The organism is Pseudomonas sp. BIGb0558, assembly GCF_024807515.1.
Lineage (GTDB): Bacteria > Pseudomonadota > Gammaproteobacteria > Pseudomonadales > Pseudomonadaceae > Aquipseudomonas > Aquipseudomonas yamanorum_A.
In genome coordinates, this window is record NZ_JANUEW010000030.1 from 14,894 (window position 1) to 39,852 (window position 24,959).

Genomic DNA, 24,959 nt, shown 5'->3' on the forward strand with positions numbered 1-24,959 from the left:
AACCTGCCCAGGAGCCGTCCCATGTCCTCCAACCCTGAAATACGCCCGCCGCTGCCGCCGTTTACCCGTGAATCGGCGATTGAAAAGGTTCGCCTGGCCGAAGACGGCTGGAACTCCCGTGACCCACAACGGGTATCCCTGGCGTATACCCTGGATACCCAATGGCGCAACCGCGCCGAGTTCGCCCACAACCGCGAAGAAGCCAAGGGCTTCCTGACCCGCAAATGGGCCAAGGAACTGGATTATCGGTTGATCAAGGAGTTGTGGGCGTTTACCGGCAACCGAATCGCCGTGCGTTATGCCTATGAATGGCATGACGACTCCGGCAACTGGTTCCGCTCCTACGGCAACGAGAACTGGGAGTTTGACGAGAACGGCTTGATGGCGAACCGGTTTGCCTGCATCAACGACCTGCCGATCAAGGAAAGCGAGCGCAAGTTCCACTGGCCGTTGGGGCGGCGCCCGGATGAGCATCCGGGGTTGTCAGAGCTGGGACTGTAAACCTGACGCGACTCACCTGTGGGAGCTGGCTTGCCTGCGATGCAGGCACCTCGGTGTATCAGGCACACCCAGTTGATGCCATCGCAGGCAAGCCAGCTCCCACACAACCCCGGTGGTCTACGTCAGTCCTGGTTAAGGCCCACCCGATACAACACGCCATTGTCTTCATCCGTGAGCACATACAGGTAACCATCCGGTCCCTGGCGCACATCGCGGATCCGCGCTTTCAACCCGCCCAGCAGACGCTCTTCGTGGATGACCTTGTCACCATCGAACTGCAAGCGAATCAACTCCTGGCTGACCAGTGCACCAATAAACACGTTGTGCTGCCAGGCCTTGAAACGGTCCGCATCGTAGAACGCCATGCCACTCACGCCCGGTGATTTCTCCCACACGTGGTGCGGCGGGACGGTGCCCTCGACGGTCTTGCCCTTGGCCTCGGGAATCGGCGTCAGGGAATAGTTGATGCCATGGGTTGCCAGCGGCCAGCCGTAGTTTTTGCCACGCTCGATGATGTTGATTTCATCCCCGCCGCGCGGACCATGTTCGTTCTCCCACAGCGTGCCGCTCCACGGGTTGAGTGCAGCGCCTTGGGGGTTACGCTGGCCGTAGGACCAGATTTCCGGCCTTACACCTTCCTGGCCGACGAAGGGGTTGTCTTCCGGTACACGACCGTCAGGAAAGATCCGCACCACCTTGCCTTGCAGCTTGTCCAGGTCCTGGGCGGTGGGGCGATCGTTGTTTTCCCCCAGGGTCACGAACAGGTAACCGTCACGGTCAAACACCAGCCGCGAGCCGAAGTGATTGCCCGTGGACAGCTTGGGCTCCTGGCGCAGGATCACCTTGAAATCCTGCAGGCCGCTGAGGTCATCGCTCAAGCGCCCACGCCCGACTGCCGTGCCGGCGGTGCCATTCTTGCCGCCGCCCTCGGCGTAAGACAGGTACACCAGGCGGTCCTCTTTGAAGTCCGGCGACAGCACCACATCCAGCAAACCGCCCTGCCCTTTGGCAAACACCTTCGGCACGCCACTCAGGGGCGCGGACAGCTTGCCGTCCGGGCTGACAAACCGCAGGTTGCCGGGGCGCTCGGTCACCAGGAAGCCTTGCTTGTCCGGCAGGAACGCCACCGCCCACGGATGATCCAGGCCCTTGGCTATCGGAGTGACCGTAATGCTCCCCTGTTCACTGGGGAACTGTTGGGTGTCGGCCGCCGAAACGGGCAGCGCCAGGGGCAGCAAGGCGGCGGCGCAGAAGGTCGCTAGAAGGGTTTTGCGTAGAAACATACGGTGGGTTTCCTTGTCGTGTTGACACACTCAATCGCCGCGATTGCCATTGGCATCGCGGGTGGGAGCCTTGGGCTGGATGGCCGGCGGGGTCTGCGCGCTGTCGCGGCGCTGGACGCTGTTGCCGATGCCGCCGTTTTGCAGGGTGGGTGGCCGTTGCGCCGGTGGAATGTAGGTGCCCCGCGCAGCGGGTGCGTTGGGCTGGGTGCCCTGCATGCTGTTGGGGTTGGCCTGGTGAATAGGCCCGTTGTAGGGATTGTTGCTTCTGCCGGGCAGGTTTTGCGCCTGTGCCAACGAGCTCAAGGCCAGGCCCAACGCCAATACGGCAAGGTGACGCAAACGGGTGTTCATGACAAAGCCTCTCTGGGCGCGAGGAGTACGTGCTTTCGATAACACGCTACGCCTAGGGTTCGGCTTTGGTAACTAAATAGTTTCTCATCAGGTGTAACACGATCTGTCTGAAACCCCGCTGCCAGCCGGCTGGCCAGGGAAACTTTTGCCGAACCCGCCGTGTCACCTGAAGACCCCCACACGCTCAGGAAAACCGACATGCCACGGGCTATCTGGAAAGGCGCAATCAGTTTCGGCTTGGTACACATCCCGGTGTCGCTGGTCTCGGCGACGTCTTCCCAAGGCGTCGACTTCGACTGGCTGGACAAGCGCAGCATGGACCCGGTGGGTTACAAGCGCGTCAACAAGGCCACCGGCAAGGAAGTCACCAAGGACAACATCGTCAAGGGCGTGGCCTACGAGAAAGGCCGCTACGTGATCCTCAGCGAAGACGAAATCCGCTCGGCCCACCCCAAATCCACCCAGACCATCGAAATCATCGCGTTTGTGGCCAGCGATCAAATTCCCTTGCAGAACATCGACACGCCCTACTTCCTGGCGCCCGACAAGCGTGGCGGCAAGGTCTACGCGCTGCTGCGGGAAACCCTGAAGAAAACCCGCAAGGTCGCCCTGGCCAACGTGGTGCTGCACACCAAGCAACACCTGGCGGCGCTGATGCCGCTGGAATCGGCCCTGGTACTGGTGATGCTGCGCTGGCCCGCCGAGGTGCGCGGCCTGGATGAGCTGGAACTGGGCAGCGACGTGACCAAGCCAACCCTGGCCAAGGGCGAACTGGACATGGCCAAGCGGCTGGTGGAAGACATGAGCGCCGACTGGCAGCCCGACGAATACCGCGACAGCTTCCAGGACAAGATCATGGCGTTGGTGGCGAAGAAGGCCAAGGCCGGCAAGATCGAAGACGTGGAGTCCAGCGAAGGCGTGGATGAGCGTAAATCCGCCGATGTGATTGACCTGACCGAGTTGCTCAAACGCAGCCTGGCGGGCAAGAGCCCTGCGAAGAAACCTGCCGCGAAAAAAACCCGCAAGGCTTCATGAGGTAGACCGCCATGGCCAAGCCCCTGAGTGAATACAACGCCAAGCGCGACTTCGAAGTCACCGCAGAACCCGCCGGCAGCGCGCCCCGCGGCCGGAACCGGGCGCAGGCCCTGTCGTTCGTGATTCAGAAGCACGATGCGCGCAACCTGCATTACGATTTTCGCCTGGAACTCGATGGCGTGCTCAAAAGCTGGGCGGTGCCCAAGGGTCCGAGCCTCGACCCGAGCCAGAAGCGCTTGGCCGTGCATGTGGAAGACCACCCCTTGGGCTACGGCAGTTTCGAAGGCAGTATTCCCGCCGGCCAATACGGCGCCGGCGATGTGATCGTGTGGGACCGCGGCGTGTGGCAGCCCCACGACGACCCGCGCAAAGCCTACGCCGCAGGCAAGCTCAAATTCACCTTGATCGGCGAAAAACTGGCCGGCGACTGGACCCTGGTGCGCACGCGACTCAAGGGCAGCGGTGACAAGGAACAGTGGCTGTTGATTAAGGAAAATGATCAGCAGGCACGCCCGGTGGCTGACTACGATGTGGTGCTGGCCGAACCTAAAAGCGTACTGAGTGACGCCACGGTGGGCCGCGAGAAAAACACCGTCGCCGCGAAGAAAACCACGCGCAAATCTTCAGCCGCCCTGCCCGACCAGTTCGCGCCACAGCTGGCGACCCTGGTGGATCGTGCGCCTGACGGGGACTGGGTGTACGAGATCAAGTTCGACGGCTACCGGATCCTGGCGCGCATTCGCGGCGGCGAGGTCCGGCTGTTTACCCGCAATGGCCATGACTGGACCGATCGCCTGCCACGCCAGGCCAAGGCCCTGGAAGCGCTGAAGCTCAAGGACAGCTGGCTGGATGGCGAGGTCGTCAGCCTGAACGCGGAGGGGTTGCCGGATTTCCAGGCGTTGCAAAACGCCTTTGATATCGGCCGCAGCCTGGACATCGTCTATTACCTGTTTGATGCGCCGTTCCTGGAAGGTCGCGACCAGCGCGAAGCCGCCGTCGAAACTCGCCGTGCCGCACTGAAAGACGTACTGAGCCGCAGCAAAAGCAAGTTGCTGCGCTTCTCCGAATCATTCGCCGCCAACCAGCGGGATATCTTCGAAAGCGCCTGTGACCTGGCCCTGGAAGGCGTGATCGGCAAACGCGCCGGCAGCCCGTACGTGTCCAAGCGCAGCCCGGACTGGATCAAGCTCAAGTGCCGGCTGCGCCAGGAATTCGTGATCGTCGGGTTCACTCGCCCACAAGGTTCACGCAGCGGGTTTGGTGCGTTGCTGCTGGCAGTCAACGACGACACGGGCCTGGTGTATGCCGGGCGCGTGGGCACGGGGTTTGATCAAGCCGCGTTGAAGAAGATCAGTGAACAATTGAAGGCGCTGGAGCGCGATGCTTCACCGCTGGCCAAGCCGCTGACGAGCGCCCAGGCCCGTGGCGTGCATTGGGTCGAACCGCAACTGGTTGGCGAAGTGCAATTTGCCGAATGGACCCGTGAGGGCGTGGTGCGCCAGGCGGCATTTGTTGGGCTGCGCACCGACAAGCCGGTCGCGCAGATTGTTCATGAGCAGCCGCGATCGGCCAAGTCGCTGAAGGAAAAACCACGCAAAAAGGCAGCTGAAGCCAGCGCAGCGGCCGGGGTCAAGATCACCCACCCGGATCGGGTGATCGACACCCAAAGCGGTACACAAAAACTACAACTGGCACAGTTCTATGAAGGGATCAGCGAGTGGTTCCTGCCGTATTTGCGCAACCGTCCCGTGTCCCTGCTGAGGGCGCCTGAAGGCATTGCCGGCGAACAGTTTTTCCAGAAACACTCCGAGCGCCTGGCGATCCCGAATATCAAGCAACTGGACCAGGCCCTGGACCCGGGCCATGCACGGCTGATGGAAATCGACAGCCCGGCCGCGCTGATCGGCGCCGTACAAATGGGTACCGTTGAGCTGCACACCTGGGGCGCCACCACCGACAAGATCGAAACCCCGGACCTGTTTGTACTCGACCTCGACCCCGACCCGGCACTGCCATGGAAAAGCATGCTCGAAGCGGCCCAGTTGACCCTGTCGGTGCTGGACGAGTTGGGGCTTGAAGCCTTCGTCAAGACCAGCGGCGGCAAAGGCCTGCACCTGGTGGTGCCACTGGCGCGCCGGGACAACTGGGAAACGGTAAAGGCCTTTGCCAAAGCGATCGCCCAGTTCATGACAGAACAACTGCCGGAGCGTTTTACTGCAACGTCAGGCCCGAAAAATCGCGTCGGCAAGATCTTCATCGACTACCTGCGCAACGCCCGTGGCGCCAGTACGGTAGCAGCCTACTCGGTGCGGGCACGGCCAGGCCTGCCGGTGTCGGTGCCAGTAAGTCGTGATGAGTTGAAAAGTTTGCAGGGTGCCCAGCAATGGACGATGGCCAATCTGCATGAACGCTTGCAGGGTTTGAAGAAGGATCCGTGGGCGGGTTACGCCAACCGGCAGAAGATCAGCAAGAAGATGTGGGACAAGCTGGGCGCGCATCCGCCAGGTTGATGCGCGCTGCCGCCCGATTCAGATCAGGATGAAGATCAACGCCAGGCCGGCGAAGATCGCCCACTTTTCCAGGTAATAACGCGTACGGTTGCGCTTCTTCAGTTCCTTGCCCCGCAGGCGGATCTTGTACAGGCGGGTAAAGGCACGGTTCAGGCCACCGGTCTTGTCACCGGCATCGTTGGGCGACCCGGCGGCGGCCATCACGTTGCGGCTGAACCAGCGGTTGAAGGCGGCCGCCCAGCGGTACTTCATCGGACGCTCGATGTCGCAGAACAGAATGATGCGGTTCTGCTGCGTGGTGTTTTCAGCGTAGTGGATGAACGTCTCGTCAAACATCACCGCTTCGCCGTCGCGCCAGTAGTAGTTTTCACCGTCGACGTTGATGTAGCAGCCCGGGTCATTTGGCGTGTCCAGGCCCAGGTGATAACGGTAGGAGCCGGCGTACGGGTCACGATGGCGTACCAGCTTGGACCCCGGCGGCAGCTCGGCAAACATCGCGGCCTTGATCGTTCCGATGCTTTGCACCAGTTCGGTGGTGCGCGGGCACAGCTTCATCGCCGAAGGATGGCTGTCGCCGTACCATTTCAAATAGAAGCGCTTCCAGCCCGTCTTGAAGAACGAATTGAAACCCACGTCGTTGTATTGGTCGGAGCGCTTGATCTCGCCGGCCCGCAGCAGGTTCTGGCCTTCCTGGCGAATTTCTTCCCAGTGCTCCTGCAACGGGCTCAGGTCTGGAAAGTCGCTGGGAGACAAGTACGGTCGGCTGGGCAGTTTGGAGAAGAGGTAGAGAAAGCAATTCACCGGAGCCAGGAAGGTCGAGTGATCGCTGAGCTGGCGGCCCAGCTTGTGTCGCACCCGGCCACGCAGGTGAACATACGCAATGGACAAAACGTAGAGAGCAACAATGATGAGTTTCAAGGTATTCGTCACAAGTCAGAAGAGAACAGGCTGCTCCTGCGTGCCCACGACGGCCGAGGATTGAAGATGCAGCACCTGAAATCACAATTCAAAAACAGGCAACATGACCGGCTGGGTGACAATCCGGATCATGGCCATTGGCAGCTATTTTAGCCACACTTTGTAACCAAAGGTTAATCAAGAATTGTGAAAAGGTGTCCATTGAGTGTGCTGGACAGCGCGGGAGCGGGCTTGCCAGACGGCAAGCCCGAGGGCGGTGGGTGTTAAATATGCGGTTCGCCATCCTTGCGTGGACGCTGGGAAAACCGATTGTCGTCCTGCAGCGAATAAGCCACAGCTTCACGGCGTGTCGAGATGAAATGACGGCCCAGCGCTATCAACACACCCACCATCAATCCCGCAACCAGGCTCAGCAGGATAACCAGGGTTTTTTTAGGCTTGATCGGGCTGAGCGGCTCCTGGGCACGTCGGTCGATAGTGACCAGTTTCAGGGAGCTCATGTCGATATTGAGGCCGCGTAACCGCGCGACTTCCGCTCGTAATGGTTCAACATCCTGCAAGAAAATGTCTTCATTCCCGCGCTTTTTCAGTACTTCCACTTCGCGGTTGACCTGCAGCATCTGTAACTCCTTACCAATCTCCGCAATGCGACTGTTGGTAAAGTCATCGTTGGTGCGCGCCTGCAGGGCCGTGCGCTCCGCCTCAAGCGCCTCTGTACCCAAAAAGTACAGCGGGATTTTCTGATTATTGACCTCAGTGCGCATCACTTGATTCGAGCCGCTACGCGAGGCGTCCGCCATCGAGGAGGGGGTAGTCGGTGTCTTGATGCCCATCGATTTGGCAATGGAAATGGCCTCAGCCAGCTCTGCCAGTCGATCCGTTCTCTCGATTTTCATCTGCAGGCGCAGGGCAACCAACTCGTCCTCCAACTGGGCCCGCTTGAGCCGATCCGCTTCAAGCAGCTTGGCAATCTTGGACTCCTTATCGGTTTCGTAATTGGAACGCGCCGCGTCAATCTTGCCCTTGAGTTCGTTCAAGCGGTTATTGACGATCACCTTCAGGTCAGCGCCGACTTGGGCACGTTCCGAATCAATGGCGTAATCCACAAAACCGTTGAGAATCGCCACCCCGTCAATGTCTCTGGGGTACTGCAACTCAAGCCGGATATAGTTGCTCAGGGAGTCGGCTTTTTTAGGATCAGGCAGGCTCAGATTGATGGAGTTTCGGTTGAACTCTTCAAAACTCTGCTCCAGGCTTTGCCCAGGCTTCTGGACCGCCTTGAACAGGTCCTCGTGGGTTTTAAAGAACCCCAGGCGCGCTTCGTAGGAATCCAGCTGTGCCCCCACTTTGTTCAGGGCGTCGGCCGGGGGCAGCTTATAGACTTCGGAGCGGTTCAGTGCATCCAGTTCGTTGATGGCGGCGGGACGCAGCACACTGCTGACCTGATATTCCCGCGGTGCCAGAAATGCGTACCCAACCCCCAGGACACCCGCCAGAATCGTACATCCCAGCACCACCTTTTTTTGCCGCCAGATACCGTGAAACACTTCAAACAGATCAATTTCGTCCGATGCCGCATGAGCTTGGAGCCGAGGAGTTTTATTCAAAACTGATACACCTTAAAAAAGTCGACAGTCAACGGCCGCACATGTTCGTGAAATACTGAATAACCATGCGCAAAACAGGGACAACGCCCTGTACACCCAACACACACGGTCTGTAGATGTGTCATCGGACCACCCCAGACCCGGAAAAGTCCCACACGAGTAGAGATTGTTTTCGTTCAGATACTTAGATGTCATTCCCGATGCGCTGAGCGTAGACCAGCTTGTAAAGAATGGTGTCCGAAGCGGGCTACAAAATAGCGCTAAATACGCGTGATTATTAGGAAATCTCGTACGCAGCTTTGAGAATTCAGACAATTCTCACAAAATCGTTTCAGTTAGTCCTTCAGACAGGGTTAACCCATGACCTTGACTGGTCATTTCTTAACCAAAAAAGAAATTTAAAGGCTGCCGGGCAGGCAAAAAAAAGCCCGCGATGAGGGCGGGCCAAGGTATTCACTGGAGTAGGTAGCCTTCACCCTACAGGTCGATAAGTGAAGGCCATGTGAAAACCATGTCGCAAGAACAGGTTGCCGCCCTTGCAGCCAGCCAGTCACTCCGGGCGCTTGATGGCAGTCAGGGTGTAGCACAGCGGCAGTTGCGCGGGCTGGTGTTCATACTGGTCGTAGAGTTCCTCGCGATTGGAGTGCGCGAACTCCTGCAGATGGCTGATCTGCAACCCGGCGGCGATGGCACCGCTGACGATCTCTCCCCATGTGTGCACAAACCAGTAGGAGGCAAACTTTTTAGTCATTGCGACAAAAGAAGTTCGCCCTACACCAAAAGCCTCGCCATCCCTGAACCGGTAAAGAGCCTTCACTGTAGGGCGAACGGACGGAAAATAAGCCAGGCTTATGGGATGTTCAACTGTTAACAATAAAATCCCCTGAAAAAACCTCCGCCAGCGCTATTTTTCGATGCAATTGGCTCCACTTTGTAAATGTTTGTGCTTGCGCCGCCGTGGGCGCGTGACGCCCACGGCAGAACTATACGTTCATGCCATGGGTCACTATCGCTACCGACCTCGCCCTTGAAGACTGTGCCATGGCCACTCGCTCTGACCTGCGCAACACCTTGTCCCTGGACAGCCTGAACTTCTTCCTGGCCGACGTGCGTGACGGGCTGGGACCTTACCTGGCGATTTATCTGCTGGCCGTGCATCACTGGGACCCCGCCAGTATCGGCGTGGTGATGACCCTCGCCGGCATCGCCGCCCTGCTCACCCAGACGCCAGCCGGCGCCTTGATTGACCGAACCCGCAACAAGCGCGCAGTGATCGTGATCGCAGCCCTTTTGGTGACCGCCAGTTGCCTGCTCCTGCCCTTCGTCAGCTCCTTCAGCCTGGTGGCGCTGACCCAGGCGGCCAGTGCGGCAGCAGCTTCGGTGTTCGCACCCGCCATCTCGGCGATTTCCCTTGGCATCACCGGGCCGCGGGCCTTCACCCGCCGCACCGGCCGCAATGAAACGTTCAACCACGCCGGTAACGCGGTGGCCGCCCTCCTCGCCGGCGGGTTTGCCTATCTGTTTGGCCCGGTGGCGGTGTTCTACTTGATGGCGGTCATGGCGGTGGCCAGCGTGATCGCGGTCAGCTGCGTGTCGGCCGAGGCGATCGACCACGAGGTGGCGCGGGGCTTCGACCCGTCCCACAGCGCCGAACATGAACAGCCGTCGGGTCTGGCGGTGCTACTGGCCAACAGGCCATTGCTGCTGTTCGCCATCTGCTGCGCACTGTTTCACCTGGCCAATGCCGCCATGTTGCCGCTGGTCAGCCAGAAGCTGGCGCAGATCAACCTGCAAATGGCCACCCCGCTGACCTCGGCCTGCATTGTTGCGGCGCAGCTGGTGATGGTGCCGGTGGCCTGGCTGGTGGGGGTGAAAGCCGATGTGTGGGGGCGCAAGCCGCTGCTGCTGGCCGGCTTCATGATTCTGCCACTGCGGGGCGTGCTGTATACGCTGTCCAATGATCCCTATTGGCTGGTGGCAGTACAGATGCTCGACGGCGTCGGGGCCGGGGTTTTTGGTGCGCTGTTTCCGGTGATTGTCAAAGACCTCACCCAGGGCACCGGGCGTTTCAATGTCAGCCTGGGGGCGCTGTCCACTGCATTCGGCCTCGGGGCCGCGCTGAGCAGCAGCCTGGCGGGTTTCGTGGTGCAGTGGGCTGGATACAACGCCGCTTTCCTGACCCTGGCGGGTGTGGCCGCCGTCGCGTTGGGCCTGTTGTGGGTGGCAATGCCGGAGACCCGGGTGAATCCATCCTTGCAGCGCCATACAACTCCCGCCTGACATATGCGACAATGCGCGCCAAATTCCAACATGCACCCATTTTTCTGCTCAGCGACTGGGCCTCAAGCCTTGATGTCGCTGCCGACGTATGCCCGTTGGCCTGGGCCACAAAATGGGCCCGGCTCAAATTAGCGCACTCCAAGCTATTGATAGGTAAAGTAATTGATCTCCACAGCTAACATCACCATGCAGTTCGGCGCCAAGCCGCTCTTTGAGAACGTTTCGGTCAAGTTCGGCGCAGGTAACCGTTATGGCCTGATCGGTGCCAACGGTTGCGGCAAGTCGACCTTCATGAAAATCCTCGGTGGTGACCTCGACCCATCGGGCGGCCAGGTCATGCTGGAGCCGAACGTGCGCCTGGGTAAGCTGCGCCAGGACCAGTTCGCCTACGAAGAATTCACCGTACTCGACACCGTGATCATGGGTCACGAAGAGCTGTGGAAGGTCAAGGCCGAGCGCGACCGCATCTACTCGCTGCCGGAAATGACCGAAGACGACGGCATGGCCGTTGCTGAACTGGAAACCGACTTCGCCGAGATGGACGGCTACACCGCCGAATCGCGCGCTGGCGAGTTGCTGCTGGGCCTGGGTATCGGCATCGAGCAGCACAACGGCCCGATGAGCGAAGTGTCGCCAGGCTGGAAGCTGCGTGTGTTGCTGGCCCAGGCACTGTTTTCCGATCCGGAAGTGTTGCTGCTCGACGAGCCAACCAACCACCTGGACATCAACACCATTCGCTGGCTGGAAAACATCCTGACCCAGCGTAACAGCCTGATGATCATCATCTCTCACGACCGTCACTTCCTGAACAGCGTCTGCACCCACATGGCCGACCTGGACTACGGCGAGCTGCGCCTGTTCCCGGGCAACTACGACGAATACATGACCGTGGCGACCCAGTCCCGCGAGCAGTTGCTGTCGGACAACGCCAAGAAGAAAGCTCAGATATCCGAGCTGCAATCCTTCGTCAGCCGCTTCTCGGCCAACGCCTCGAAAGCCAAGCAGGCCACCTCCCGCGCCAAGGCGATCGACAAGATCCAGCTGGCCGAAGTCAAGCCGTCGAGCCGCGTCAGCCCGTTCATCCGCTTTGACCAGACCAAGAAGCTGCACCGCCAGGCGGTCATCGTCGATCGCATGGCCAAAGGCTTTGACGGCAAGACCTTGTTCAAGGACTTCAGCTTCCAGGTCGAAGCCGGCGAGCGCGTCGCAATCATTGGCCCGAACGGTATCGGCAAGACCACCCTGCTGCGCACCCTGGTCAACGAACTGACCCCGGATGCAGGCACCGTGAAGTGGACCGACGCCGCTGAACTGGGCTACTACGCCCAAGACCACGCTTCGGACTTCGAAGACGAATCCAACCTGTTCGATTGGATGGGCCGCTGGACCAAGGAAGGCGAGCAAGTGGTTCGCGGCACCCTGGGCCGCATGCTGTTCTCCAACGACGAGATCCTCAAGTCGGTGAAGGTGATTTCCGGTGGTGAGCAAGGCCGCATGCTGTTCGGCAAGCTGATCCTGCAAAAGCCGAACGTGCTGATCATGGACGAACCGACCAACCACTTGGACATGGAATCCATCGAGGCGCTGAACCTGGCGCTGGAAAACTACGCGGGCACGCTGATCTTCGTCAGCCATGACCGTGAGTTCGTATCGTCCCTGGCGACCCGCATCATCGAGCTGAGCCCGAGCGGCGTGATCGACTTCAGCGGTACTTATGACGACTACCTGCGTAGCCAAGGCGTGGTTTTCTAAGCACCGCCTGCCGTAGAAACGCCAAAGCCCCGTCCAGTGTGACGGGGCTTTTTCATTTCAGGGGCGCACATTGTGGCGAGGGAGCTTGCTCCCGCTGGGGTGCGAAGCGCCCCCAGAAGTTTGCGACTGCTACGCAGTCGAACGGGAGCAAGCTCCCTCGCCACAGGTTCTCGCGGAAAATTAGATAGCCTGCTTCCTTTTGCTCCGGGCCCTTGCCATGATGCACTCACCGCCCGCCCGCGAACGAGTCCCCATGCCTGCCCCACAGCCCGCCGCCCCCAGCTCCCTGTCGATCACCCTGCAGATCGTCTCCATCGTTTTCTACACCTTTATCGCGTTCATCTGCATCGGCCTGCCGATTGCGGTGATTCCCGGCTACGTCCATGGCGAACTGGGCTTCAGCGCGGTAATCGCCGGGATAACCATCGGCTCTCAATACCTGGCAACGCTGCTCAGCCGCCCCATGGCGGGTCGCATGTCCGACAATGTCGGCACCAAGCGCGCCATCGTGCTGGGCTTGAGCGGGATCCTGCTGAGCGGCGTGCTGACGTTTATCGCCACGCTGGTGCAAAGCCTGCCATTGCTGAGCCTCGGCATCTTGATCGTCGGCCGCCTGTTGCTGGGCGTGGCCCAGGGCCTGATCGGCGTCGGTACCATCAGCTGGTGCATGGGCGCGGTGGGCGCCGAACACACCGCGCGCTCGATCTCGTGGAACGGTATCGCCTCCTACGGCGCAATTGCGATTGGCGCGCCGCTGGGCGTGGTGATGGTTGCCGATTACGGCTACACCAGCCTCGGGATCGCGCTCACGGTGCTATCGGCCCTGGGCCTGCTGCTGATCCGCAATAAACCCTCGGTGCCCGTGGTACGCGGCGAGCGCCTGCCGTTCTGGGCCGTGTTCGGACGCATTGCGCCGTTTGGCGCCAGCCTTTGCCTGGCATCGATCGGCTACGGCACCCTCACCACCTTTATCACCCTGTACTACCTGAGCCGTGGCTGGACTGGCGCCGCCTGGTGCCTCACGGTATTTGGCGTGTGTTTTATTCTGTCGCGCCTGGTGTTTATCTCCGCCATCAACCGTTTCGGCGGGTTCACCGCGGCGATTGCCTGCATGACCATCGAAACCCTCGGCCTTACGCTGCTGTGGCTGGCACCGTCCACCGGCGTGGCGTTGATTGGCGCCGGGCTGACTGGCTTTGGGTTGTCACTGGTGTACCCGGCGCTGGGCGTGGAGGCGATCAAGCAGGTGCCTAACAGCAGCCGGGGCGCCGGGTTGAGTGCGTATGCAGTGTTTTTTGATCTGGCGCTGGCAATTGCCGGGCCGGTGATGGGCGCGGTGGCGTTGAACCTGGGCTATTCGTGGATCTTCTTCTGCGCCGCCCTGCTCTCGGTCACCGGCCTGGGCCTGACCTTGATGCTCAAGCGCCGCGCTTACTGATCAGCCGTCTGCAAGCCCGCCCGGGTGGATTGCCCCAGGGTGTGATTGAAGAACCGCCCGGCCTCGGAAATCAGGTCACGGTGGATGCTTTCACGGTCAACCCCGTCCGCATCGGTGCACATGGCGGGCATCGCGGCCAGTTGGCTCTCATCGCAAGGGGCCATGAACACGAAGTGCCCTGCCCCGGCCAACAGCTTGAAGTCCGGCGGTTCCGGCAGCTTGCGCGCCAGGGCCTCGGCGTTCTTGTCCACGGCCACCAGCTTGTCGCCATCGCCACTGTAGAGCAGCACCGGCACATGCACGTCTGCCAGGGTATGGCGACCAAACATCAGGCTCAATGGCGCCATCAACATCAAGGCGTGGATGCGCGGATCTGCCTGGGGTTGCAGGTCGTCACGGTCGACGATCAGTTCGCCCTTGGTTGTGCAGGCATCGCGATCTTCTGGGCGTTGCTGGCAATAGCGGCGCAGGCGGTCCAGGTCGGGTTTGGCACCGGCGAGGATCAGCGCGGTCTCGCCACCGGCCGAGTAACCGATGACGCCCACCTGGTCGACGTTGACGAACGGCGACAGCATCGGGTCGCCGAGGGTGGCGGTGATGGCTTCGGAAATCTGGATCGGGCGCCCATACAGGTTGCTCAAGGTGCCCAGGCGGCTGTGATCCTTGTAGTTGTCGCCCGGGTGCAGCACCGCCACCACCACAAAACCCTTGCGTGCCAGAGAGGTGGCAAGGTCGTGCAAGGCCAGGGGCGTGCCGGTGTTGCCGTGGGACAGCATCAACATCGGAAAGCGGCCGATGGCGATCTTCGAGTCTTCAGTAGCGGCAATGTGATAAGCGCCCACCTGGGTGGTGTGTTCCAGGCCCGTGGACGGATAGAACGCGACGGCTTTCATCGGCTGCAGGTCCAGCGGGTCGAGAAACGTCATGCGGTGAAAGCCCACACTCCAATGAGGGTGCGGCGCAGGCGCGGCTTGCACTGAAATCAGGCCGCCGAGCAGGGAAAGAACCAAGACTGCACAAAGACGCATCATGGGGATGTCCACCTTTGTTGCGTAAGCCCGCGTAGCTATTGAAATATCCATGGTTCAGGCGCTCGGACTGGCAGGGTTTACCCATGCGTGCATAACCTGGGCCAAAGTAGTGACAGCGGGTAAACGAAAAAACTCCGTACTCCGATCGCTTTTCAGGCGAGCAGAGTACAGAGTTTAGGCGCCTCGGATCAGATTGATATCGAGGAGCAGCAAAATTTACACAAGTCTTACGCGGCAGCGAACAATTGTTCGTTGATGACTACGTTGGCGTCGCTGATAGCCTTGTTGCGCACTTCTTCGCCGTAGCCCAGGCCGTGAGCGCGAACGATTTCGATGTCGGTGATACCGAGGAAACCCAGCAGCACTTTCAAGTAGTCTTCGTGCGCCACACCGGTAGGCTGGCCAACGTGCAGGCCGCCGGATGTCGACACGATGATGACTTTCTTGCCACCGGCCAGGCCTTCAGGGCCGTTTTCGGTGTAGCGGAAAGTCTGGCCGGCAACGGCGATACGGTCGATCCACGCCTTGAGCTGGGTCGGAATGGTGAAGTTGTACATCGGCGCAGCCAATACAATCGCGTCGGCGGCGAGGAATTCGGCGAGGGTGTTGGCGCTCAGCTCGGCTTCGTGCTTCTGCACGGCATCACGCAATTCGGCAGCGGTGCCCAGTGCACCCAGGGTCACGCCGGAAAAGTGGTTGATGCCTTCGCCAGCCAGGTCACGGTAGGTCACTTCAACGCCTGGCTCGGCTGCCTGCCAGGTCTTGACGACGCCGGCGCTCAACTGACGGGAAACCGAGTTGTCGCCGAGGATGCTTGAATCGATATGCAACAGTTTCATGGGTTATCTCCAAGTAAGCATCGCCAGGGGCGACGGAATGGAAATAAGCCTACAGATGAAACCAATCGACGATTAGTCGGACAGAATGCGATTGTTTGTCCCACTGACAGGACAGTGATTCTAATGTGACGAAACATAGATAGACGCACTCGTGGGTGCAGGCAACGCATAGGTGCGCTTCATCCAGTCAATCTCTTCATGGGGCGTGCGCCCAAAAAACCGCTTGAACTCACGGCTGAACTGCGAGGCGCTCTCGTACCCGACCTTGGCGCAGGCCGTGGCCGCGCTGATATCACTCCTCAGCATCAGCAGCCGCGCCTGATGCAAGCGCGTCGACTTCAGGTACTGCATGGGCGAGGTGTCGGTCACCGTGCGAAAGTGCGCATGAAAACTCGGCACGCTCATCATCGCTTCGTTGGCCAGCTCTTCCACGCCCAGGCGCTGGTCATAACACGCGTGGATCTTGCGAATCGCCCGGGCCACCTTGCCGAACTGGCCCTGGAGATTCAGTGCCGCACGCATCGAGCCGCCCTGCTCGCCTGTGAGGATGCGGTAGTAGATTTCCCGCATCAGGGTCGGGCCGAGTACCTGTGCTTCAACCGGCACGCTCATCACCTCCAGGAAGCGCAACAACGACCCGCTGAGCTTGTCGTCCATCGGCGAGGCGTACATGCCCTTGGGCCTGGCTTGCGGCGATGGGGCCAACGCGTCGAGTTCCAGCATCAACTCGGCGGCCAGCTTGAAATCCAGGCGCAGGTACACCGCGAGCATCGGCTCTGCTTCACTGGCCTCGGTTTCCATGGTGAACGGCACCGGTACCGAGACCACCAGATAGTGCCGGGCATCGTAGACGTAGACGTCTTCCCCCAGATAACCGCGCTTGCGGCCCTGGCACACGATCACGATCCCCGGGTCGTAAAGCACCGGAATCCGCGTCAACGGCCGGTTGGAACGCAGGAAACGCACGTCATCCAGAGGCGTCAGGTTGTAGCCCTCCACGGGCGCCAACTGTCCCATCAAGTCGATGATTCTGCGGTTACGTGGATGTTCAAGGTTCATCGCAATGCACAGGCAGGGGAAAGCCAGAAGGTAACCCGCCGATGCTTCACTGACCAGTTGGGGGTGGATTTGCCGACGTCAGGCGCGGATAGTTCGTCCCATCGACAGGACAATAGGCCCACCATGCAAGATCTGAATGACCTCTACTATTTCGCCAAAGTAGTGGAAGCCGGCGGTTTCGCCGCCGCCGGGCGGTTGCTGGGGATTCCCAAGTCCCGGCTGTCACGGCGCATTGCCGAGCTGGAAGAACGCCTCGGCGCACGCTTGCTGCAACGCACCACCCGCCAACTGACACTCACCGCCGTGGGTGAGCGCTACCTGCGCCACTGCCAGGCAATGCTGCTGGAGGCGGAAATGGCCGACGAAGCCGTGGCCAGCATGTCCAGCGAGCCCCGGGGCCGGCTGCGGGTCAGCAGCCCGGTGGGCCTGGCTCACCAGTTTCTGCAAACCGTGGTGGCAGAGTTTCTCACCGCCAACCCGCTGGTGCAGCTGGAGATGAACCTGGTCAACCGCCGCGTCGACCTGGTGGCCGAAGGCATTGATGTGGCCCTGCGCGTGCGTGAACTGGGGGACGAAGACCCGTTGCTGGTGACCAAGCGCCTGCGCCAGGCACAGACCGCCATTGTCGCCAGCCCCGCCTTTGTGCGTGACCGGCAGATCACCACCCTGGAAGACCTCAAGCAACTGCCGGTGCTGGGCGCCCTGGAGGCAGACCGCATGGTGCACTTCCGCATGCTGAGCCCGGAGGGCATCAGCCATGACCTGGCCATGGAAGCCCGGCTGGGCATCGACGATTTCCTGGTACGCAAGGCGTGCGCCCTTGCCAGCCTGGGATTTACGGTGTTGCCGATGATGTATTGCGAGGAGGAGTTGGCCAGCGGCCAGTTGGTGCAACTGTTGCCGCAATGGTCATTACCGGGCGGCTGGTTGCAGGCGGTTTACCCTCATCGGCGCGGCGTGTTGCCGGCCGTGCGAGCCTGGATCGACCACCTGGATAACGCCTTCAAAGGATGTGGAGACCGTTTGTTATGAGAATGACCGAAGAACAAGTCGCCCAATTTTGCCTGGGCTTGCCCGGCGCGCGGGAAGACTACAAATGGGGCGGCGTGCGGGTGTTTTCCATCGCCGGCAACAAGATGTTCGCCTTGCAGCACCTGCGGGGTGATTCGCTGGCCTTCAAGGTCGACAAGGAACTGTTCCTGGGACATGTGGATCGCCCGGGTATCCATCCGGCGCCGTACCTGGCGCGGGCGCAGTGGATCATCATGGAGGCGCCCTACCCGCTGGGCGCCGAAGAACTGCGTGGCCTGTTGCAGCGTTCCCACCAGTTGGTGGTGAGCAAACTGCCCAAGCGCACGCAGGTCGGCTTGCTGCTAGAAGATCGAGAGTAGCGTGCCGCCGAGGAACAACTGGTCAATCCAGAACACCTCGTGCAGCAACACGATCAGCCAGAACGCCACCTGATAAGACACCTTGCGCGTCTTGTGGCGAAACACCTGCTGGGCGATCAACGCCCCCGGCCAGCCGCCTGCCAGCTCCACGGCGTGCAGGATGTTTTCCGGGGTGCGCCAGCTGTCTTCGCGGGCCTTGCGCTTGTCGCGCCAGTACAGCAAGAACGCGATAACGCTGACCACGCCGTAGGCCACCAGCGGGATCATAGAAACCCCGCGATACCACAGCAGCGCCGAGCCCAACAGCGGCGCGGCGCACACCAGTGCAAACACCAGCGCCTTGAAGCGCGGATGCTGGATGTTCATGGCTTGACGGCCGACCAGTCGATCCAGCCGAATTGCCAGGTGGCCAGGATCACCAGGCCAAAGGCGATGCGGTACCAGGCAAACGCCGCATAGCTGTGGCTGGCGATGAACTTGAGCAGCGCCTTGACCGCGATCATCGCGAAGATGAACGAGGTGACAAAGCCGATGGCAAACACCGGCAAATCGTCCGGCTGGAACAGGTGGCGGTACTTGTAGCCCGAGTACACCGCCGCGCCGACCATGGTGGGCATGGCCAGGAAGAACGAGAACTCGGTGGCGGTCTTGCGTGACAGGCCGAACAACAGGCCGCCGATGATGGTCGCGCCCGAACGCGAGGTACCCGGAATCATCGCCAGGCACTGGGCGAAGCCGACTTTGAGGGCGTCCTTCCAGGTGATCTGGTCGACGGTTTCGGCGTGCACTTCATGTTGGCGACGCTCGGCCCACAACATGATGACACCGCCCACCACCAGCGCTGCCGCCACGGTGATCGGGTTGAACAGGTAATGCTTGATCAGGTCGGCAAAAATCACCCCCAGCACCACCGCCGGCAATACGGCGATGATCAGGTTGACGGTGAAACGCTGGGCGTTGCGCTGGGTCGGCAAGCCGATCACCACGTCGAGGATCTTGCGTCGAAACTCCCACACCACCGCCAGGATTGCGCCCAGCTGGATGATGATATTGAACGCTTCAAAGCGCTCGCCACCGAAGTTGATCAAGTCGGCGACGATAATCTGGTGCCCGGTACTGGAGATCGGCAAAAACTCCGTCAGCCCTTCTACAACCCCGAGTATCAGCGCCTGAGCGGCGGTCCAAAGATCCATCGATTCCCCCAAAGGTCATGCCTGTGGCACGCCTCTAACATAATTTTTTAAGTGTTCACTAACGACGAATGCGCGGCGAAAGCAGCGCAGATAATCAAGACCGGGCTGCGAAAATTCCGTGAAAAATCAGGCAGGACTCAGGTTTTTTGATTCTGGGCCGAAAGCCTATCAGACAAGCCGGAAATGTCGATGCGGCACCTAAAATTATAAGAACACGGAGTGACAGGACCATGAACAGTTTGCGCAACATGTCCATCAGCCGACGCCTCTGGCTGATCCTGATTGTCGCCGTGCTGATGCTGCTAACCCTCGGTCTGCTTATGCTCAAGCAGATTCATGGCGACCTTTACCAGGCCAAGAGTGAGCAGACCCAGCGCGTGGTCCAGACCGCCAACGGGATCCTGACTTATTATCACAGCCTCGAAACCAGCGGCGTCCTGACCCGCGAGGCGGCCCAGAAGCAAGCCTTGAGCGTGGTCCGCGGCTTGCGCTACGGGCATGACGATTACTTCTGGATCAATGACCTCACGCCCGTGATGATCATGCATCCGGCAAACCCCAAGCTCGATGGCCAGAACCTGTCGGCCATTCGCGATCCGGACGGTTTTGCGGTGTTCAACGAGTTCGTGATCCTGGCCAAGGCCAAGGGCGCCGGGATGGTGAATTACCGCTGGCCCAAGCCCGGGGCGGATGCGCCGGTGGCCAAGACCTCGTATATCCAGTTGTTTGAACCCTGGGGCTGGATCATCGGCTCCGGCGTATATGTCGATGACGTGCAAGGCGAGTTCCAGGGCCAGGTATGGAAAGCCTCGATGGTGGGCCTGGTGATCGCGGTGATCATGGCCCTGCTGGTGGTGCTGATTGCCCGCAGCATCGTGCGCCCGTTGCAGCAAGCAGTGAACGCCATGGGCAATATCGCCAGCGGCGAAAGCGACCTGACCCGCACCCTCGACACCCACGGCCAGGACGAAGTCACCCAATTGTCCCGCCACTTCAACAGTTTTACCGCCAAGTTGCGCCAGGTGGTGGGCCAGTTGCAGGCCTGCGCCAATGCCCTGGGCCAGTCGTCCAGCGAACTGGGCAGCAATGCCAGCGACGCCCATGACCGCAGTCAGCAGCAATCGCAGCAGATGGAACTGGTGGCGACGGCGATCAACGAAGTCACCTACGGCGTGCAGGATGTGGCCAAGAATGCCGAGCACGCCGCCAGTGAAATGCGTGATGCCCAGGTACAGGCCGAACAGGGCCAGCTGAATATCGACGGCAGCCTGCAACAGATCGACCAGCTCTCCACCACCATCAGCCAGGCGGTGGAAGTGATTCGCACGCTGTCCGCCGAAAGCACGCAGATTGGTGGCGTGCTGGAAGTGATCCGCTCCATCGCCGAGCAGACCAACCTGTTGGCGCTCAACGCCGCCATCGAGGCGGCCCGCGCCGGGGAGCAAGGACGCGGGTTTGCGGTGGTGGCCGATGAAGTACGGCTGCTGGCCCAGCGCACGCAAAAATCCACGGCAGAAATCCAGGGCATGATTGAGCGGCTGCAAAGCCATTCGGAAGCGGCGGTCAAGGTGATCAGCGACAGCCACCAGGCTTCGCAACTGACCATTGAGCAAGCGGGCCAGGCCGGAGCGAGTCTGACCGCCATCGGCCAGGCGTTGCGTAATCTCAATGGCCTGAATGCGTCGATTGCCAGTGCCACGTTGCAGCAGGCGCATGTGGTGGAAGACATCAACCAGAACGTCACCCAGGCAGCCGGGCTGTCCCACAGCACGGCGCTGGCGGCGCAGCAGTCAAGCGTGGCGAGTACGCACCTGAAAGGCTTGAGCGAACAGTTGGACGGCCTTCTGCGCCAATTCAAGGTCTGCCCCCCGTAGCCGCTGTCGAGCCTTGGCGAGGCTGCGTGAGGCGCGACGAGGTATCGTGCCTGGCTCGGCAGTTCTGGTGCTGCCAACGCAGCCTCGCCTAGGCTCGACAGCTGCTACGGAGTTTGAGGAATGCGCCACTCTGGTTACAATCACCGCCCTCTTCGACTCCCCCAAGGAACCGCCATGTCCGGGCTTGAACTGTTTGCCGCCGCCCTGGGGGTGATCGCTGTCTGGTTGACGGTCAAACAGAACCCGTGGTGCTGGCCCATCGGCCTGGTGATGGTGCTGCTGTACACCTGGATCTTCTTCGACGTGAAGCTCTACTCCGACATGCTGCTGCAAGTGATCTACGCCGCCCTGCAACTCTACGGCTGGTGGCAGTGGACCCGCGCCGGCGAGGTCAGGCAAGGCCGGCAGGTCACCAGCCTGGGGCTGCAACCGATCCTGCAAGGCCTGGCCGTGGGTGCCGTAGGCAGCCTGTTGCTGGGTGCCGCCATGGCCCACTGGACCGACGCCGCCCAACCCTGGCTGGATGCCGCCCTCACCGGCTTCAGCCTGGTGGCGCAAATGTGGATGGCGCAAAAACGCGTACAGTGCTGGCCGCTGTGGATCACCGTGGATGTGATCTTCGTCGGGCTGTTCCTCTACAAAGGCCTGTACCTGACCGCCGCGCTCTATGCCTTGTTTACCGTGATCGCCGTGCAGGGCTGGCGCGCATGGCGCGCCGACCCGGCGTTGCAGCCATGAAAGTCGTGGTACTGGCCGGCCCGGAATCCAGCGGCAAAAGCTGGTTGGCAGCGCAGTTGCAGGCGCACTTTGGCGGGATGATGGTGGACGAATACGTGCGCCATTTCATCGACCAGCACCAGCGCGATACCACCCTGGCCGATATCCCCGAGATCGCCCGCGGCCAACTGGCCCGGGAAGACGCCGCCCGCGCCGCGCAGCCGGCATTGCTGATCCTGGACACCAACCTGCTGACCAACAAGCTCTGGAGCCAGACCCTGTTTGGCGACTGCCCGGCGTGGCTCGACAGCGAGCTGCTGGCCCGCCATTACGACTTGCACTTGCTGCTGTCGCCCGAGGATGTGGAATGGACCGCCGACGGCCAACGCTGCCAACCGGAGTTCGCCGACCGCCTCGCATTCTTTCAGGCCAGCCGTGACTGGCTGGAGCAACATCATCAGCTGCTACGGATAATCCGTGGGGATTGGCACGCCCGCCGAGCGCAGGCGTTTTCAGCTGTGGAGCAACTGCTGGATTAAACCGCGCGGCTGCCACGCAGCTGTCCCATGATGATATCGCGCTCTCCCTGGCTTTTTTCCGCAGCCACCATGGAGAACACGAAGGGTTGACGCCTCAGTAGCCCAGCGACAAGCCGGTATTGCGCCGAGGGTCGTTGGCCCCGTAGAAACGGTTGTTGCCGACCGGTTTGCCATCCAGGGACGGCGCGCCCACCAGGATCGCCGCCAGGTGGTTCGCGTCCTGGGGGCCTGCAAACTTGTGGCCCCAGCCTTCGAGGATTTTCTGGGTATCGGGGCTCAGGGCAAAGCGCTCGATATTGGTCGCCTCAGGCAGCCATTGCTGGTGGAAACGCGGCGCGTCCACGGCTTCCTGGATGTTCATCTTGTAGTCGATCACGTTGAGGATGGTCAGCAGTGTGGCCGTAATGATGCGGCTGCCACCCGGCGTACCCACCACCATCACCGCCTTGCCGTCCTTGGTGACGATGGTCGGGCTCATGGACGACAGCGGCGTCTTGCCCGGGGCGATGGCGTTGGCTTCTCCCTGGACCAGGCCGTACATGTTCGGCACGCCGATCTTGGAGGTGAAGTCGTCCATTTCGTCGTTGAGGATCACCCCGGTCTTGCTCGCCATCACGCCGGCGCCAAACCAGTCGTTGAGGGTGTAGGTCACCGAGACTGCATTGCCCCACTTGTCGACGATGGAATAGTGGGTGGTGTTATTGCCCTCGTGAGGCGATACCCCGGGCTTGATGTCCTGGGAGATCCCGGCTTTCTGCGGGTCGATGGCGGCGCGCAGTTTGGCGGCGTAGTCCTTGTCCAGCAGATGGTCGACCGGGTTTTGCACGAAATCCGGGTCGCCGAGGTAGCTGTTGCGGTCAACGTAGGCGTGGCGCATGGCCTCGATCTGGTAGTGCAGGCCTTGGGCCGAGTGATAGCCAAGGTCGGCCATCGGATAGCCTTCGAGGATGTTCATGATCTCGCAGATCACCACGCCGCCAGAGCTCGGTGGTGGCGCGGAAACCACGTGGTAACCGCGGTAGTCACACTCGATGGGCGCCAGTTCGCGGGTCTTGTATTTGTCCAGGTCGGCCTGGGTGATGATGCCCTTGCCTGACTGGCTGGAATCGACAATCGCCTTGGCTACCCAGCCCTTGTAGAAGCCGTCGGTGCCCTTGGCGGAGATTTCCCGCAGGGTTTTCGCCAGGTCTTTCTGCACCAGTTTCTGGCCCACCAGCATCGGTTCGCCGCCGTGCAGGAAGATGCCGCGCAGGTCTTTGTCTTTCTTGAACTCGTCAGTGGCCGTGTGCAACAGGTCGACATCGCCCTGCTCCAGGGCAAAGCCGTCTTCGGCCAGCTTGATGGCCGGGGCAATCACCTGGGCGCGCTTGAGGGTGCCGTATTTGCTCAGCGCCAGTTCCATGCCCGACACGGTGCCGGGAACGCCGACCGCCAGGTGGCCCTTGGAGCTGAGGTCGGGGACGACGTTGCCGTCCTTGTCCAGGTACATGTCGGCGGTGGCCGCCAACGGGGCTTTTTCGCGGAAGTCGAGGAAGGTCTTGCGCCCGTCGGCCAACTGCACGGTCATGAAGCCGCCGCCGCCCAGGTTGCCGGCCGCCGGGTAGACCACGGCCAGGGCGTAACCCACCGCCACCGCCGCATCCACCGCGTTGCCACCGGCCTTGAGCACATCCACGCCCACATGGGTGGCGAGGTGCTGGGCCGTGACCACCATGCCATTTTCGCCAGCCACCGGGGCCTGGGAGGCCGCCTGTACGCCGCTGACGGTCAGCACCAGCGCCGTGGCAATCAATGTTCGGGTAAACGGTTGGTATTTCATCCCTGGCTACTCTGTTTATTGGAAGAATTAGAAAGTAGTACGTTTCGAACACAAGCCCCAGCCTTATGCCGCGTTTGTGACAGAGCCTGTCGGTAACGGAATAATGCCCATGCTATATTCCGGGCCTTTACGCTGTGCAGCAGAGGCTTTTCGATGGTGATCAAGAAGACCGGTATCCGCGCCCAGCAAGCCGACCAGACCCGCGCGCGGATTCTCCAGGCGGCGGTCAAGGTCTTCACCCGCGACGGCTATTCCGGCGGGCGCGTCGAAAGCATTTCCCGGGAGGCCGACTCCAACGACCGCATGCTGTATTACTACTTCGGCAGCAAGGAGCATCTGTTTGTGTGTGTGCTGGAGCACACCTATGAACAGTTCAACAAGGCCGAAAGCAAACTCAAGCTCGACCTGAGTGCGCCGGTGCAAGCCTTGCAGGCATTGGTGGGTTTTATCTGGAATTACTACGTCAAGCATCCCGAGTTTGTGGCGATCCTGAGTATCGAGAACCTGCACAAGGGCAAGCACGCGAAGCAGTCCGGGGAGTTGCGGCGGTTGTCGGGGGAGGCGGTTGGGGTGTTGCGGCCGATCATCGAGGCGGGTCAGGCGCAGGGGTTGTTTCGTGAGGATGTGGACATCAAGCATGTTTACTTGATGATTGCTTCGTTGTGCTACTTCTACAATTCCAACCAGCACACGCTTAGTTCGTTTTTGGGGGAGGATCTGGCGGACAAGGGGCAGCAGCGGGACTGGCTGGGGTTTATCAGTGATTTGGTGTTGCGCGGCGTACGGTAATGTGGGAGCTGGCTTGCCTGCGATAGCGGTGTA

Annotated in this window: 23 protein-coding genes and 1 pseudogene; 13 read left to right on the plus strand and 11 right to left on the minus strand. The window is 60.8% G+C overall.

Going from position 1 to position 24,959, the window contains the following annotated elements; genetic code table 11:
* The first annotated feature begins 21 nt into the window (after positions 1 to 21).
* Positions 22 to 501 (plus strand): nuclear transport factor 2 family protein, encoded by a 480-nt coding sequence (locus tag M2400_RS25700; protein WP_259197354.1) that lies wholly within the window; start codon positions 22 to 24, stop codon positions 499 to 501.
* 122 nt (positions 502 to 623) lie between these two features.
* Here M2400_RS25700 and M2400_RS25705 read toward each other — a convergent pair whose 3' ends face one another.
* Both M2400_RS25705 and M2400_RS25710 read right to left on the minus strand, forming a co-directional pair.
* Positions 624 to 1,784 (minus strand): PQQ-dependent sugar dehydrogenase, encoded by a 1,161-nt coding sequence (locus tag M2400_RS25705; protein WP_177044108.1) that lies wholly within the window; start codon positions 1,782 to 1,784, stop codon positions 624 to 626.
* Positions 1,785 to 1,814: 30 nt separating this feature from the next.
* Positions 1,815 to 2,135, minus strand: a complete 321-nt coding sequence (locus M2400_RS25710) for a hypothetical protein (RefSeq protein ID WP_177044109.1) — start codon at positions 2,133 to 2,135, stop codon at positions 1,815 to 1,817.
* Between the two features lie 198 nt (positions 2,136 to 2,333).
* Between M2400_RS25710 and M2400_RS25715 the strand changes: the two genes are divergently transcribed.
* Together M2400_RS25715 and ligD are read left to right on the plus strand one after the other, a co-directional pair.
* Positions 2,334 to 3,170, plus strand: coding sequence for a Ku protein (locus M2400_RS25715; protein ID WP_010169546.1), 837 nt, complete (start codon positions 2,334 to 2,336; stop codon positions 3,168 to 3,170).
* A gap of 11 nt (positions 3,171 to 3,181) precedes the next feature.
* Complete coding sequence (ligD, locus tag M2400_RS25720; protein ID WP_259197355.1) at positions 3,182 to 5,680, plus strand: DNA ligase D; 2,499 nt, start codon at positions 3,182 to 3,184, stop codon at positions 5,678 to 5,680.
* Between the two features lie 18 nt (positions 5,681 to 5,698).
* Here the strand turns inward: ligD and lpxO are convergent, their stop codons facing one another.
* Complete coding sequence (gene lpxO, locus M2400_RS25725) at positions 5,699 to 6,598, minus strand: lipid A hydroxylase LpxO (RefSeq protein WP_177044112.1); 900 nt, start codon at positions 6,596 to 6,598, stop codon at positions 5,699 to 5,701.
* Here lpxO and M2400_RS25730 point away from each other — a divergent pair.
* A complete protein-coding gene (locus M2400_RS25730; protein WP_177044097.1) occupies positions 6,500 to 6,751 on the plus strand; it encodes a hypothetical protein in 252 nt (83 codons plus the stop codon). The genes lpxO and M2400_RS25730 overlap by 99 nt on opposite strands.
* 110 nt (positions 6,752 to 6,861) lie before the next feature.
* Here M2400_RS25730 and M2400_RS25735 read toward each other — a convergent pair whose 3' ends face one another.
* Positions 6,862 to 8,205: an LPS O-antigen chain length determinant protein WzzB gene (locus M2400_RS25735; RefSeq protein ID WP_177044113.1), complete on the minus strand. Its 1,344-nt coding sequence runs from the start codon at positions 8,203 to 8,205 to the stop codon at positions 6,862 to 6,864.
* A gap of 550 nt (positions 8,206 to 8,755) precedes the next feature.
* Positions 8,756 to 8,938, minus strand: a pseudogene (locus M2400_RS25740) (SAM-dependent methyltransferase); the annotation flags it as partial.
* Positions 8,939 to 9,246: 308 nt separating this feature from the next.
* Between M2400_RS25740 and M2400_RS25745 the strand changes: the two are divergent.
* The 3 genes from M2400_RS25745 to M2400_RS25755 all read left to right on the plus strand — a co-directional run bounded on the left by M2400_RS25745 (position 9,247) and on the right by M2400_RS25755 (position 13,675).
* A complete protein-coding gene (locus tag M2400_RS25745) occupies positions 9,247 to 10,485 on the plus strand; it encodes an MFS transporter (RefSeq protein ID WP_259197436.1) in 1,239 nt (412 codons plus the stop codon).
* A 162-nt stretch (positions 10,486 to 10,647) separates the two neighbouring features.
* Entirely contained in the window at positions 10,648 to 12,237 is a 1,590-nt protein-coding gene (locus tag M2400_RS25750; protein ID WP_177044114.1) for an ABC-F family ATPase, read from the plus strand.
* A 253-nt stretch (positions 12,238 to 12,490) separates the two neighbouring features.
* On the plus strand, positions 12,491 to 13,675 hold the full coding sequence (locus M2400_RS25755; protein ID WP_177044115.1) for an MFS transporter: 1,185 nt from the start codon (positions 12,491 to 12,493) through the stop codon (positions 13,673 to 13,675).
* Here the strand turns inward: M2400_RS25755 and M2400_RS25760 are convergent.
* From M2400_RS25760 to M2400_RS25770, 3 genes are all read right to left on the minus strand, one after another.
* Positions 13,669 to 14,706: a dienelactone hydrolase gene (locus M2400_RS25760; RefSeq protein WP_008436172.1), complete on the minus strand. Its 1,038-nt coding sequence runs from the start codon at positions 14,704 to 14,706 to the stop codon at positions 13,669 to 13,671. The two genes, M2400_RS25755 and M2400_RS25760, sit on opposite strands and share 7 nt — an antisense overlap.
* A 227-nt stretch (positions 14,707 to 14,933) precedes the next feature.
* Positions 14,934 to 15,545, minus strand: a complete 612-nt coding sequence (locus M2400_RS25765) for an FMN-dependent NADH-azoreductase (RefSeq protein ID WP_177044116.1) — start codon at positions 15,543 to 15,545, stop codon at positions 14,934 to 14,936.
* Positions 15,546 to 15,665: 120 nt separating this feature from the next.
* Positions 15,666 to 16,604 carry an AraC family transcriptional regulator gene (locus M2400_RS25770; protein ID WP_259197356.1) on the minus strand — a complete coding sequence of 313 codons (939 nt, stop codon included), beginning with the start codon at positions 16,602 to 16,604 and terminating at the stop codon, positions 15,666 to 15,668.
* A gap of 123 nt (positions 16,605 to 16,727) precedes the next feature.
* Here M2400_RS25770 and M2400_RS25775 point away from each other — a divergent pair, with 123 nt between their 5' ends.
* Positions 16,728 to 17,636 carry a LysR substrate-binding domain-containing protein gene (locus tag M2400_RS25775; RefSeq protein ID WP_177044118.1) on the plus strand — a complete coding sequence of 303 codons (909 nt, stop codon included), beginning with the start codon at positions 16,728 to 16,730 and terminating at the stop codon, positions 17,634 to 17,636.
* Positions 17,633 to 17,995 (plus strand): MmcQ/YjbR family DNA-binding protein, encoded by a 363-nt coding sequence (locus M2400_RS25780; RefSeq protein ID WP_177044119.1) that lies wholly within the window; start codon positions 17,633 to 17,635, stop codon positions 17,993 to 17,995. The genes M2400_RS25775 and M2400_RS25780 overlap by 4 nt, the downstream gene beginning before the upstream one ends.
* Here M2400_RS25780 and M2400_RS25785 read toward each other — a convergent pair.
* Positions 17,978 to 18,361 carry a DUF1294 domain-containing protein gene (locus tag M2400_RS25785; protein WP_259197357.1) on the minus strand — a complete coding sequence of 128 codons (384 nt, stop codon included), beginning with the start codon at positions 18,359 to 18,361 and terminating at the stop codon, positions 17,978 to 17,980. The genes M2400_RS25780 and M2400_RS25785 overlap by 18 nt on opposite strands.
* On the minus strand, positions 18,358 to 19,188 hold the full coding sequence (locus tag M2400_RS25790; protein WP_177044121.1) for an undecaprenyl-diphosphate phosphatase: 831 nt from the start codon (positions 19,186 to 19,188) through the stop codon (positions 18,358 to 18,360). Before M2400_RS25790 ends, M2400_RS25785 begins: the two co-directional genes overlap by 4 nt.
* Positions 19,189 to 19,418: 230 nt before the next feature.
* On the opposite strand from M2400_RS25790, the gene M2400_RS25795 reads away from it, so the two are divergent.
* The 3 genes from M2400_RS25795 to M2400_RS25805 all read left to right on the plus strand — a co-directional run bounded on the left by M2400_RS25795 (position 19,419) and on the right by M2400_RS25805 (position 22,318).
* The gene (locus M2400_RS25795) at positions 19,419 to 21,062 is read left to right on the plus strand and encodes a methyl-accepting chemotaxis protein (protein ID WP_259197358.1); all 1,644 of its coding nucleotides are present in this window, start codon (positions 19,419 to 19,421) and stop codon (positions 21,060 to 21,062) included.
* Between the two features lie 174 nt (positions 21,063 to 21,236).
* The gene (pnuC, locus tag M2400_RS25800; RefSeq protein ID WP_259197359.1) at positions 21,237 to 21,800 is read left to right on the plus strand and encodes a nicotinamide riboside transporter PnuC; all 564 of its coding nucleotides are present in this window, start codon (positions 21,237 to 21,239) and stop codon (positions 21,798 to 21,800) included.
* Entirely contained in the window at positions 21,797 to 22,318 is a 522-nt protein-coding gene (locus tag M2400_RS25805; protein ID WP_259197360.1) for an AAA family ATPase, read from the plus strand. The genes pnuC and M2400_RS25805 overlap by 4 nt, the downstream gene beginning before the upstream one ends.
* Before the next feature lie 94 nt (positions 22,319 to 22,412).
* On the opposite strand, the gene ggt is transcribed toward M2400_RS25805, so the two are convergent.
* Entirely contained in the window at positions 22,413 to 24,137 is a 1,725-nt protein-coding gene (gene ggt, locus M2400_RS25810; RefSeq protein ID WP_177044125.1) for a gamma-glutamyltransferase, read from the minus strand.
* Positions 24,138 to 24,290: 153 nt separating this feature from the next.
* On the opposite strand from ggt, the gene M2400_RS25815 reads away from it, so the two are divergent.
* Complete coding sequence (locus tag M2400_RS25815) at positions 24,291 to 24,926, plus strand: TetR/AcrR family transcriptional regulator (protein ID WP_063029859.1); 636 nt, start codon at positions 24,291 to 24,293, stop codon at positions 24,924 to 24,926.
* The last annotated feature ends 33 nt before the right edge of the window (positions 24,927 to 24,959 follow it).